At 68.5% G+C, this 12,512-nt stretch carries 8 protein-coding genes, 1 tRNA gene and 1 pseudogene; 5 read left to right on the forward strand and 5 right to left on the reverse strand.

Annotation, left to right across the window (positions count from 1 at the left end):
• Positions 1 to 8: 8 nt before the first annotated feature.
• The 4 genes and pseudogenes from eno to mfd form a co-directional block, all read right to left on the reverse strand.
• Positions 9 to 1,298 carry a phosphopyruvate hydratase gene (eno, locus tag BN973_RS24235; RefSeq protein WP_036471244.1) on the reverse strand — a complete coding sequence of 430 codons (1,290 nt, stop codon included), beginning with the start codon at positions 1,296 to 1,298 and terminating at the stop codon, positions 9 to 11.
• Between the two features lie 89 nt (positions 1,299 to 1,387).
• Positions 1,388 to 2,119, reverse strand: a complete 732-nt coding sequence (locus BN973_RS24240) for a lytic transglycosylase domain-containing protein (protein ID WP_139830293.1) — start codon at positions 2,117 to 2,119, stop codon at positions 1,388 to 1,390.
• A 269-nt stretch (positions 2,120 to 2,388) separates the two neighbouring features.
• Positions 2,389 to 3,507: a nucleoside triphosphate pyrophosphohydrolase gene (locus tag BN973_RS24245; protein WP_084163531.1), complete on the reverse strand. Its 1,119-nt coding sequence runs from the start codon at positions 3,505 to 3,507 to the stop codon at positions 2,389 to 2,391.
• Positions 3,504 to 7,188 (reverse strand): annotated as a pseudogene (mfd, locus tag BN973_RS24250) (transcription-repair coupling factor). Before mfd ends, BN973_RS24245 begins: the two are co-directional and overlap by 4 nt.
• 107 nt (positions 7,189 to 7,295) lie before the next feature.
• Here mfd and lysA point away from each other — a divergent pair.
• On the forward strand, positions 7,296 to 8,645 hold the full coding sequence (gene lysA, locus BN973_RS24255; RefSeq protein ID WP_036471247.1) for a diaminopimelate decarboxylase: 1,350 nt from the start codon (positions 7,296 to 7,298) through the stop codon (positions 8,643 to 8,645).
• A gap of 102 nt (positions 8,646 to 8,747) precedes the next feature.
• On the opposite strand, the gene BN973_RS24260 is transcribed toward lysA, so the two are convergent.
• The gene (locus tag BN973_RS24260; RefSeq protein ID WP_036472997.1) at positions 8,748 to 9,341 is read right to left on the reverse strand and encodes a TetR/AcrR family transcriptional regulator; all 594 of its coding nucleotides are present in this window, start codon (positions 9,339 to 9,341) and stop codon (positions 8,748 to 8,750) included.
• 171 nt (positions 9,342 to 9,512) lie between these two features.
• Here BN973_RS24260 and BN973_RS24265 point away from each other — a divergent pair.
• The 4 genes from BN973_RS24265 to arsC all read left to right on the forward strand — a co-directional run.
• Positions 9,513 to 9,584, forward strand: a tRNA-Gln gene (locus BN973_RS24265).
• Between the two features lie 99 nt (positions 9,585 to 9,683).
• Positions 9,684 to 11,159 carry a bifunctional UDP-N-acetylglucosamine diphosphorylase/glucosamine-1-phosphate N-acetyltransferase GlmU gene (gene glmU, locus BN973_RS24270; RefSeq protein ID WP_036471248.1) on the forward strand — a complete coding sequence of 492 codons (1,476 nt, stop codon included), beginning with the start codon at positions 9,684 to 9,686 and terminating at the stop codon, positions 11,157 to 11,159.
• A 103-nt stretch (positions 11,160 to 11,262) separates the two neighbouring features.
• Positions 11,263 to 12,243 (forward strand): ribose-phosphate diphosphokinase, encoded by a 981-nt coding sequence (locus tag BN973_RS24275; protein ID WP_036471249.1) that lies wholly within the window; start codon positions 11,263 to 11,265, stop codon positions 12,241 to 12,243.
• Positions 12,244 to 12,512 (forward strand): arsenate reductase (glutaredoxin) (gene arsC, locus BN973_RS30760; protein ID WP_084163656.1); only part of this gene is annotated, 269 nt, incomplete at its 3' end. It abuts the gene before it with no gap.

Genomic DNA, 12,512 nt, shown 5'->3' on the forward strand with positions numbered 1-12,512 from the left:
CTGTCAAGCTATTTCACATCCAGTGCGTAGCGCGGGAAGGCGAGATCGCCGGCGTAGCGCGCCGCGTCGCCGAGGGCTTCCTCGATGCGCAGCAGCTGGTTGTATTTGGCGACCCGCTCGCTGCGGGCGGGCGCGCCGGTCTTGATCTGTCCGCTGCCGACTGCGACCGCCAGGTCGGCGATCGTGGTGTCCTCGGTCTCGCCGCTGCGGTGGCTCATCATCGTGCGGTACCCGCTGTGGTGAGCCAGGGCGACGGCGTCGAGCGTCTCGGTCAGCGTGCCGATTTGGTTCACCTTGACCAGCAGCGCGTTGCCGGCGCCGCGTTCGATGCCTTCTTCGAGGCGCTCGGGGTTGGTCACGAACAGGTCGTCGCCGACCAGCTGGATGCGATCACCGATGGCCGTCGTCAGCGCCACCCAACCCTCCCAGTCGTCCTCGGAAAGCGGATCCTCGATGGAGACCAGTGGGTAGGTGTCCAGCAGGCCGGCGTAGAACTCGGACATCTGCTCGGCGCTGCGGATCTCCTTCTCGAAGCTGTAACCCTTTCCGTCGGTGAAGAATTCGGTCGCGGCCACATCGAGTGCCAGGGCGACGTCGGACCCCGCCTTGAAACCCGTCGCTTCGATCGCCGACAGGATCAGGTCGAGCGCCGCCTTGGTGCCCGCGACGTCGGGCGCGAAACCGCCCTCGTCGCCCAGCCCGGTGCTCAGGCCCTGCTTCTTCAGCACCGACTTCAGCGAGTGGTACACCTCGGCGCCCCAGCGCAGCGCCTCCTTGAAGCTCGGCGCACCGATCGGCGCGACCATGAACTCCTGGACGTCCACGCCGGTGTCGGCGTGCGCGCCGCCGTTGAGGATGTTCATCATCGGCACCGGCAGGATGTGCGCGTTCGGCCCGCCGAGGTAGCGGAACAGTGGCAGCTCGGCCGAATCGGCGGCCGCCTTGGCGACCGCCAGCGACACACCCAGGATCGCGTTGGCGCCCAGCCGCGACTTGTCCGGCGTGCCGTCCAGGTCCACCAGCGCCTGGTCGACCAATCGCTGGTCGTCGGCGTTGAGCCCGATCACGGCCGGGCCGATCTCGTCGAGCACGGCCTGCACGGCCTTGTCGACGCCCTTGCCGCCGTAGCGCTCGCCGCCGTCGCGTAGCTCGACGGCCTCGTGCTCCCCGGTCGACGCGCCGGAGGGCACCGCCGCGCGGGCGAAGGTTCCGTCGATCAGGGCTATCTCGACCTCGACGGTCGGGTTACCTCGGGAATCGAGGATCTCGCGGGCCCCGACCTGCTCGATAATCGGCACTGGGTTCCTCCTTGCTCGGACTTGCCTAGTAGCTGACGCCTGCCCCGGGCCGGCCTTCAGCCTAAAGCCTGGGTCAGCAATTCATCCTTCTACAGCGGGTGACCCGCCGCGTAGGCGGTCGCCCAGTCACGGACGGCGCGCGCGTAGACGCCGGAGTTGTTGTAGGCCCGCAGCGCGGTGACCCATCCCCGGGCAGTCGCGAGATCCTTTCCGCGCCAACATAAGTAGCCCGCCGCCGCCAGTGCCGCGTCATCGATGTTGTCCGGGCTCAGACGGCCGTCGTTGTGGGCGTCGACCCCGTACAGCCGCCACGTCTCCGGAATGAATTGCATGGGCCCCATCGCCCGGGCTATCGCGGGCTGGCTGTCCGTGGTGTCTTCGGCGGTGTCGACAATGCGCAGGTTGCCCCCGCTGCCGTCGAGCTGCACGCCCCGGATGGGTGGGCTCACATCCCCATTCGGCGACAGCGTCGCGCCCCGATAGGTGCCGTGGTGGCTCTCGACTTGCCCGATGCCTGCCAGCGTGGTCCAGGCGATATGACACTTCGGGTTTTCCACCTCGGCGACCCGGGCCGCGTACGCGTAGGCCTCCAATGCGATGACCGGGATCTCCAACGCCGCGGCGCGGGGCAACGCCCAGGCCCGCAACTGGTCCGCGGGCCGACCGCTGGCATGAGTGTTCACCGGCGGCACGGGATCGCCGAACGGAGGCGGCACCCCGGCGGGGATGAAAAGGCTGAGCTGCCAGGTACAGCTGGACGCCAGCAGCATCGCGGTCGCGCCGATCACGGCGGCCGCCCGCAACCAACGCCTCGGCGACACCATGTTCCCCTTAACTTCCCCTACACCAACGTCACTCAATGATTATCGTCCCATGACCTTTCGCCGAGGCCGGTCGCGTCGAGCCCGCGGACCCGGTTTCAGACAATTTCTCGCTTAGCTACCACTTACCGTGGCTAGCAAAGCGCGAACGATGCCGACCACCGGGATTCACCAACTCACAAGCCACATTATCTGTCGCAACGACGTAAAACGGCAAACATCGCGGCGGTCGCTGATCGGAAAACTTGCCGACGCGATCGCAACCCGCGTCAGCCGCGGTCGCGGCCCCGCTTGGTGCCTTTGCCCGACTTCTTGGACTCCTTGCCGGTCGCACCGTCATCGCGCTCGTCGTCGTCGGACTCGTCGCCGGTCGAGTCGACGTCGTCGTCGGAGTCGTCGGCCTCATCGGCCTCGTCGGATTCCTCGGGCTCGATGTCCACGGCCACGTCGGACGGCCAGTGCTCGCGCCACTCCGCCTCGGTGACCTCGCCCAGCGGAACCACGTCGAACTCTTCGGGCACGCTGTCCCCGCGTCGGGTCGCGGCGATCGATCTCTCCACCGCGCGGACCGTGTCCACGAACTCCAAAACGGCTGTGCGCAGGAAGCTTTCCGCGTCGACCTCGGTCGACACCGAGATCGAGGTGATCTCGGTGGGCATCAGGTCGGCAGGCAGCCCGGCCGCGTGCGCGCGCGCAATCACCTTCTGCGCCAGCGCCAGCGCCGGCTGACCGGTATGGACGTCGTCCATCACCGAATTGCGGGGTTTCTCGGCGGCTTTACGCTCTTCCCACTGAGCCAGCTGCTCTTCGAGTGAAATCGATTGGCCCGCAAGCACTCCCGGCACCCGATTACCCAGCTTGCGCATCAGCGTGGCGGCGACGTCGTCGATGTCGAACGGGAACTGTGGCGCCTCCTCGGCGATGCGGGCGTGGAAGAGCACCTGCAGCAGGACGTCGCCGAGTTCTTCGCACAGCGCCTCGGCATTGCCACTGCGGACGGCGTCCAGCAGCTCGTAGGTCTCCTCGAGCAAGAACCGGCGCAGCGAGTCGTGCGTTTGCTCGCTTTCCCACGGCCCGGCGGTGCGCAGTTTGTCCATCATCGCGACGGCGTCGACGAGGCGTTCGCCGCGCGGCGTGTCCGGCGCCGAGATCAACCGGGCTCCGGCGGCCAACCGCGCGGTCACCGCGGGGTGGTCGGGATCCGACGACAGCAACACGGGCGCTGCTGGGGACTCGGGGTCCCCGGTGTCGACCGGCCGCGCGGACGGCAGCGACCAGGGCACCGCGACGGGCATCTCCTCGGTGTATTGGATCTCGCCGGTCAGGTGCTCGATCGCCTGGAGTGGCACCAGCGATGGACGGCGGGGGTCGAACAAGACGACGATCATCGCGCTTGTCGCTCCTCCCTTGTCATCGGTGCAGGTGACGCACTCGTTATACCAATTTCCTGCTGCGGTTTGCCCTGCAGGGCCGTCACCAAGTTGGCCACCATCTGCACCAACTCGACATCGCGAAGCCGCGGCGCGCCCACACCGCCGGCGCGTGGAATCGGAACCTGCACCGTGGACGTCGTGGCGCGGTAGCCGGCGGCCGGATACATCCGCTTGAGCCGCACCTGGGCCGAATCTAGCAGCGTTATCGGCGACAGCCGCACCGTTGCCGCAGATGGGGCCGACACTTCGGTGATGCCCGACGCGCGGCACAACAACCGCAACCGCGCCACGGCCACCAGCCGCTCGGCCGGTTCGGGCAGCGCCCCGTAGCGGTCGGTGAGCTCCTCCACGACAGCGTCGACGGCCGCGTCGTCGGCCGCGGCGGCCAGGCGCCGATAGGCCTCCAGCCGGAGCCGGTCGCTGGCGATGTAGTCCGGCGGCAGATGGGCGTCGACCGGCAGGTCGATGCGCACGTCCTTGGGCTCGGGCGTGGTGACGGTTTGGCCGTCTTCTGCTGCTTGTAAGGCGGCCCGGTACGCCTCGACGGCCTCACCCACCAACCGCACATAGAGGTCGAAACCGACCCCGGCGACGTGCCCGGACTGCTCGACACCCAGCACGTTGCCGGCGCCGCGGATCTCGAGGTCCTTCAGCGCGACCGCCATGCCGGCGCCCAGCTCGTTGTTCTGGGCGATGGTCGCCAGCCGGTCATAGGCCGTCTCGGTCAGCGGCACCTGGGGTGGATAGAGGAAGTAGGCGTAGCCGCGCTCGCGGCTGCGGCCCACCCGGCCCCGCAGTTGGTGCAGCTGCGACAGCCCGAACGTGTCGGAGCGCTCCACGATCAGCGTGTTCGCGTTGGAGATGTCCAGGCCCGTCTCGATGATCGTGGTGCACACCAAGATGTCGTATTCGCGGTTCCAGAACCCCTGCACGGTGCGTTCCAGCAGCTCCTCGGGCATCTGGCCGTGCGCGACGACGACGCGCGCCTCGGGCACCAGCTCGCGCAACCGCGCCGCGGCCGAGTCGATGGAGCTGACCCGGTTGTGCACGTAGAAGGCCTGCCCGTCGCGCAGCAGCTCACGCCTCAATGCGGCCGCCACCTGCTTGTCGTCGTGCGGGCCGACGTAGGTGAGCACCGGGTAGCGCTCCTCGGGCGGGGTCAGGATCGTCGACATCTCGCGGATCCCGGCCAGGCTCATCTCCAGGGTGCGCGGGATCGGGGTGGCGCTCATCGTCAGCACGTCGACGTGGGTGCGCAGGCTCTTGATGTGCTCCTTGTGCTCGACGCCGAAGCGCTGCTCCTCGTCGACCACGACCAGTCCCAGGTCCTTCCACCGGACCCCGGTCTGCAGCAGCCGGTGCGTGCCGATCACGACGTCGACCGACCCGTCGGCCAGGCCGTCGATCACGGCGCGGGACTCGGCCGCGTCGGTGAAGCGGGACAGCCCCTTGACGGTGACCGGGAACCCGGCCATCCGGTCGCCGAAGGTCTGCAGGTGCTGGTCGGCCAGCAGCGTGGTGGGCACCAGCACCGCGACCTGTTTGCCGTCCTGCACCGCCTTGAACGCCGCCCGCACCGCGATCTCGGTCTTGCCGTAGCCGACGTCGCCGCAGATCACCCGGTCCATCGGGATCGGCTTTTCCATGTCGGACTTGACCTCGGTGATCGCGGTCAGCTGGTCGACGGTCTCGGTGAAACCGAACGCGTCCTCCATCTCGGCCTGCCAGGGGGTATCCGGCGCGAACGCGTGTCCGGGGCTGGCCTGCCGCTTGGCGTACAGCGACACCAGCTCGCCGGCGATCTCGCGCACCGCGCGGCGGGCCTTGGTCTTGGTATTCGACCAGTCGCTGCCGCCCAGCTTGCTCAGCGCCGGCGCCTGCCCGCCGACATATCTGGAGAGCTGGTCCAGCGAGTCCATCGGGACATACAGCTTGTCGGCCGCCTGCCCCCGCTTGCTCGAGGCGTATTCCAGCACCAGGTATTCGCGCCGGGCGCCGCCGACGGTGCGCTCGACCATCTCCACGAACCGCCCGATGCCGTGCTGGTCGTGCACCACCAGGTCGCCGGCGGTCAGCGCCAGCGGGTCGACGGTGTTGCGACGCTTGGCCGCCAGCCGCTTGCCTTCCGGCGACGTCGCGCGGTTGCCGGTCAGGTCGGTCTCGGTGATCACCACCAGGTTGGCGCCGGGGATCACGATGCCGTCGTGCAGCGGCCCCTTGAGCACCCCGACGACACCGGCCTTGGGGCGCTGCGCCGGAGTCCAGCATCGCGGCGGGGGTGTCGGACTCGGCGAGCCGCTCGACCACGCGATGGGCGGTACCGGTTCCGGGAGCCACGATCACGGCGTAACCGCCGGTGGAAACGTGTGCCCGCAGCATCGCGAAGATGCTCTCGATGTCGTGTTGATGGCCGCGCGCCGACGGCGCCGCCCGCACGTCCAGCTCGACAGCCGCCTCGTCGGACAGCTGGCTCAGCGTCCACCACGGGTGACCGGCTTCGGCCGCCGCGGCCGCCACGTCGTCCAACTCGGCGAAGCCCGACCCGCCCAGCTCCTCGACGTCGACCGGCGCCTGATCTGCTGAGGTGCCCATCGCCGCGACCGACCAGGACGCCTCGAGGAATTCACGGCCGGTTTTGATCAGGTCGGCGGCGCGGCTGCGCACCTTCTCCGGGTCGCACAGCAACACCGGGGTGCCGGCGGCCAGCTGATCGGTCAGCAGCGCGTGGGCCCCGTTTTCCGCGGGATGCAGCACGGATTGCAGCGCCTCCATCCCGTCGACCGGGATGCCCTCGGCCAGCTTGGCCAGCATGTCGGAGACGCTGCCGGTGATCGCGCCCTCGGGGACGGGATGGCGGGCGAGCAGTTCGGCGGCCCGCGCCCGCACGTCGTCGGTCAGCAGCAGTTCACGGCAGGCGACCGCGACGAGGGTGTCGACCTCGAGGTCCGGGATGGACCGCTGATCGGCGACGGCGAACATCCGCATCTCGCTGACCTCGTCGCCCCAGAACTCGATGCGTACCGGATGTTCGGCGGTGGGCGCGAAGATGTCGAGAATGCCACCGCGGACGGCGAATTCGCCGCGCCGGCCGACCATGTCGACGCGGGTGTAGGCCAGTTCGACCAGCCGGGTGATCACGGCCTCGAATTCGACTTCCGCGCCGACGCTCAACGTGAGCGGCTCCACCAGGCCCAGCTGCGGCGTCATCGGCTGCAGCAGCGAACGCGCGGCGGTCACCACCACCCGCAGCGGCGGACCCAACCGGGTGTCGTCAGGATGCGCCAGCCGGCGCAGCACCATCAACCGGGTGCCGACCGTGTCGACGCCCGGCGAAAGACGTTCGTGCGGCAGCGTTTCCCAGGACGGGAAAACCGCTACCGCGTCGCCGAATACGCCGCGCAGTTCGGCACTCAGGTCGTCGGCTTCGCGCCCGGTGGCGGTGACCACCAGCAGCGGGCCCCGCCGGGCCAGCGCACTGGCCACGAACAGGCGCGCGCTGGCCGGACCGACCAGGTGCAGTTCGGCCGGCGCGGCGGCCGCATCCGCGGCCAGCTGCTGAAAAGTGGGCGCCGTCAGCGCTAATTCAATGAGCCCCGCGATCGGGGTTTCTGGGCGAGCAGGCCCCGGTGCGGTCATGATGCACCCATTCTAGGTGCGCCGAAGTTCGTCAATTTTGCCCCTGGGGCCGTCAAGGGATCGTAAGGATCACGCCATCGACCCCTGGCCGGGCGCACTTTGAAGTCATGACATTGCTTGACATGCTGCCCTCCATTGGTCGGGCGGCGCCCCGACGGCTGGATCCCGCGATCTGGCCTGTCACTACACATTCCGACGAGGAAGGCCGGCTCTGCGTCGGCGGCGTCGCGCTGTCGGATATCGCCGACGAGTTCCACACCCCCACCTATGTGATCGACGAAACAGACTTCCGCTTCCGCGCCCGCCGCTACCGCAAGGTGCTGCGCGGCCCCGGAGTTTCTGAGATCGTCTACGCCGGAAAGTCTCTGCTGACTACGGCGGTGGCGCGGTGGGCCCGCGAAGAAGGACTGGGCGTCGACGTCTGCTCGGCCGGTGAGCTGGCCGTCGCGTTGGCCGGCGGGGTGGACCCGGCCCGGATCATCATGCACGGCAACGCGAAATCACCCGACGAGTTGCACCGGGCGGCACACGCCGGGGTCGGGCGCGTCGTGCTGGATTCCAACATCGAGATCGCGTACCTGGCGGGCTGTGCTCGCAAGAGCCAGCCCGTGCTCATCCGGGTGACCCCGGACATCGACATCCACGGGCACCGCGCGGTCACCACCGGCATCAGCGACCAGAAATTCGGCTTCACCCTCGCGCAGGACCACGCCGCCGACGCGGTGATGCGGGTGCTGGCGCACCCGATCCTGGACCTGGTCGGGCTGCACTGCCACATCGGCTCGCAGGTCACCGACCCCGCGCTGTACGGCGAGGCCATCCAACGGATGATCGCCGCGATGGCCGACATCCGCGCCCGGCACGGCGTCATCCTGACCGAGTTGAACCTCGGCGGCGGCCATGCGATCCCCTACATTCCGGGCGATCGCGAGCTCGACATCGACGACCTGGCCGTCGTCATCGAAGACGCGGTGGACGAGGCCTGCGCCGCCGAGCACTTCCCGCGGCCGACGCTCGTGGTGGAACCGGGTCGGGCGATCAGCGGCCGGGCCGGCGTCACGCTGTATCGCGTGTGCTCGGTCAAGACGCAGCCGGGTGGGCGTACCTTCGTCGCGGTCGACGGCGGCATGAGCGACAACCCGCGGGTGTCGCTGTACGGCGCCCAGTACACGGTCGCGCTGGCCAACCGCCATTCGGTGGCGCTCAAGCAAAAGGTTACGGTCGCCGGCCGGCACTGCGAGGCCGGCGATGAGATCGCCCGCGATGTCGAGCTGCCGGAGGACCTGCACCCGGGCGACCTGCTGGCCGTGGCCTGCACCGGCTCGTATCACCACAGCATGGCGTCGAACTACAACATGGTGTGCCGGCCGCCGCTGGTAGCCGTCAAGGACGGACGGGTCCGCCAGCTGGTTCGCCGCGAGACGATCGCCGACCTGATGTCACGCGACTGCGGTTGAATTTGGCCCCGCGGCGCGGGGCCATTTGGATCGCCGAGCGTAACGCCACGCGGCAAAATCGGGCCGAAAACCAGCGTGCCGTTACGCTCGCGAAGCTCAGACCTACTCGTCTTGCAGCCGGGGGTCGGATTCCAGATGAGTCAGGCCGTTCCACATCAGATTGACCAGGTGCGCGGCCACGACTTCCTTCTTGGGCTCGCGGGTGTCGAGCCACCACTGCGCGGTCATCGACACCGAGCCCACCAACGCCTGGGCATACAGCGGCGCCAGATCCGGGTCCAGGCCGCGGCGGGCGAAGTCGCCGGCCAGGATCGAGGACACCTGGCCGACCGCGTCGTTGAGCAGGCTGGAGTAGGTGCCGGTGCTGATCGCGGCGGGCGAGTCGCGGATCAGGATCCGGAAGCCATCGGTGCGTTCCTCGACGTAGGTGAGCAACGCCAGCGCGACCCGCTCGACACGCACCCGGGACCGGTTGTTGGTCAGCGACGAGGTGATCCCGTCCAGCAGCGCCGACATCTCTCGGTCGACGACGACGGCGTACAGGCCCTCCTTGCCCCCGAAGTGCTCGTAGACGACCGGTTTGGACACGTTGGCGCGCTGCGCGATCTCCTCGATCGAGGTGCCGTCGTAGCCGCGTTCGGCGAAAAGCGAGCGCGCGATGCCGATCAGCTGGTGTCGGCGCTCGCTGCCGGTCATCCGGGCGCGTGGCGCGCGCACTTCTTTATCCGGGGCTGCCACGTCCCTCAGGGTATCGGTTTGGCCTGGTGAAATCGCCCGGCTTTCCCTGCGGACCGCCAACGGCCCCCACACCGTCTAAAGTCTTGGTGGCGCGGTTGGCGGCTGACCGCCGCCGGCCGGGATCGGCAGTCCGTCGTGGTGTAATCGGCAGCACCTCTGATTTTGGTTCAGATAGTTCAGGTTCGAGTCCTGGCGACGGAGCTTCGGGTTTTGCCATCAGTGCAGGTGAAATGACAGTCTTGACGGCGTGGCGGCGCTTCGGCGGTTCGCCCGACGTGGGAGACAGCACGAGGAGAGTCGATGTCGTTTCGCGGTGACACTGCGGTCGTGGTGTTGGCGGCCGGGCCCGGCACCCGGATGCGCTCGGACACCCCGAAGGTGCTGCACACCCTCGGCGGCCGCAGCATGTTGTCGCATTCGCTGCACGCGATCGCCAAGGTGGCACCGCAGCGGCTGGTCGTGGTGCTGGGCCATGAACACCAGCGCATCGCGCCGATCGTCGCCGACCTCGCCGCCACCCTCGGCCGTCCCATCGACATCGCCCTGCAGGACCGTCCGCGGGGCACCGGCCACGCCGCGCTCTGCGGCCTGTCCGCGCTGCCCGAGGATTACGCCGGCGTCGTCGTGATCACCTCGGGCGACACCCCGCTGCTGGACGCCGACACCCTTGCCGACCTGATCGCGACGCACCACGCGGTGTCGGCCGCGGCGACGGTGCTGACCACGACGCTGCGCGATCCGTTCGGCTACGGCCGCATCCTGCGCACCCAGGACGACGAGGTGATGGCGATCGTCGAGGAAGCCGACGCGACCGACTCCCAGCGCAAGATCGGCGAGGTGAACGCCGGCGTCTACGCCTTCGACGCGGCGGCGTTGCGGTCGGCGCTGGGCCGGCTGAGCTCCGACAACGCCCAGCAAGAGCTCTACCTGACCGACGTCATCGCCATCCTGCGCGGCGACGGTCGGCCCGTGCGCGCCCGACACGTCGACGACAGCGCGCTGGTGGCCGGCGTGAACAACCGCGTCCAGCTCGCCGCGCTGGGCGCGGAGCTGAACCGCCGCATCGTCGCCGCCCACCAGATGGCCGGGGTGACGGTGATCGATCCGGCCACCACCTGGATCGACGTCGACGTGACGATCGGCCGCGACACCGTCATCCACCCGGCGACCCAGCTGCTGGGGCGCACCCAGATCGGTGGCGGCTGCGTCGTCGGCCCAGACACCACGCTGACGGACGTCACCGTCGCCGACGGCGCCTCGGTGATCCGGACGCACGGCGCCTCCGCGACGATCGGCAGCGGCGCGACGGTCGGCCCGTACACCTATCTGCGGCCGGGCACGATGCTGGGCGCCGACGGCAAGCTGGGCGCATTCGTCGAGGTGAAGAACTCCAACATCGGGACCGGCACCAAGGTGCCACACCTGACCTACGTCGGCGACGCCGACATCGGCGAGCACAGCAACATCGGCGCCTCCAGCGTCTTCGTCAACTACGACGGCACGACCAAGCGGCGCACCACGGTCGGCTCGCACGTGCGCACCGGCTCGGACACCATGTTCGTGGCGCCGGTCACCGTCGGGGACGGCGCCTACACCGGGGCGGGCACCGTGTTGCGTGACGACGTGCCGCCGGGCGCGCTGGCGGTTTCCGCGGGCCCGCAACGAAACATCGAGAACTGGGTGCAACGGAAACGTCCAGGCAGCGCCGCCGCGGAAGCCGCGGACAAGGCCGCCCAGCAATCTACGACGGCCCGCGGGCCGTCGGAATCCGAATAGACACCATGAATTTGGTGTCCGGCAACCCGGCCAACCTTCCGTACCATTCGCTACGTACGATGGGCTTTTCCAAATTTCCATCCCGAACGGCGGGGGCAGCACGGTGAGCCACGATTGGACCGATAACCGCAAGAATCTGATGCTGTTCTCCGGCCGGGCGCACCCCGAGCTGGCCGAGCAGGTCGCCAAGGAACTCGACGTCCACGTCACCGCGCAGACGGCACGCGAGTTCGCCAACGGCGAGATCTTCGTGCGGTTCCACGAATCGGTGCGCGGGTGCGACGCCTTCGTCCTGCAATCCAATCCGGCGCCGGTGAACAACTGGCTGATGGAACAGCTGATCATGATCGACGCGCTCAAGCGCGGCAGCGCCAAGCGGATCACCGCCGTCATGCCGTTCTATCCCTACGCCCGCCAGGACAAGAAGCATCGCGGCCGCGAGCCGATCTCGGCCCGGCTGGTCGCCGACCTGCTCAAGACCGCGGGGGCCGACCGGATCGTGACCGTGGACCTGCACACCGACCAGATCCAGGGATTCTTCGACGGGCCGGTCGACCACATGCGCGGCCAAACCCTGCTGACCACCTACATCAAGGACAACTACCCCGACGGCAACATGGTCGTGGTCTCCCCCGATTCCGGCAGGGTGCGCATCGCCGAGAAGTGGGCCGACTCGCTGGGTGGGGTGCCGCTGGCGTTCATCCACAAGACCCGCGACCCGAAGGTGCCCAACCAGGTCGTCTCCAACCGCGTCGTCGGTGAGGTCGAGGGCCGCACCTGCGTGCTGATCGACGACATGATCGACACCGGCGGCACGATTGCCGGCGCCGTGAACCTGCTGCGTGCGGACGGCGCCAGCGACGTGATCGTCGCGGCGACCCACGGCGTGCTCTCGGAGCCGGCCGCCGAGCGGCTGGCCGCGTGTGGCGCCCGCGAGGTCATCGTCACGAACACGCTGCCGATCGGCGAGGAGAAGCGTTTCCCGCAGCTCACCGTGTTGTCGATCGCGCCGCTGCTGGCCAGCACGATTCGCGCCGTGTTCGAAAATGGTTCTGTCACAGGACTATTCGACGGAGACGCCTAGATGGGTGACGCTGTCATCTACCACAACCCCAAGTGCAGCACCTCCCGCAAGACGCTGGACCTGTTGCGGGACAACGGCTTTGAACCAGAGATCGTCGAGTACCTGAAGACTCCACCGTCGCGCGCCGAGCTGGTGAAGATGATTCGCGACGCGGGCATCGACGTGCGCACCGCGGTGCGTAAACGCGAATCCTTGTATACCGAACTGGGACTGGCCGACGCGACGGACGATCAGCTGCTCGACGCGATGGCCGAACATCCCATCCTGAT

The sequence above is a fragment of the Mycobacterium triplex genome (genome assembly GCF_000689255.1).
Lineage (GTDB): Bacteria > Actinomycetota > Actinomycetes > Mycobacteriales > Mycobacteriaceae > Mycobacterium > Mycobacterium triplex.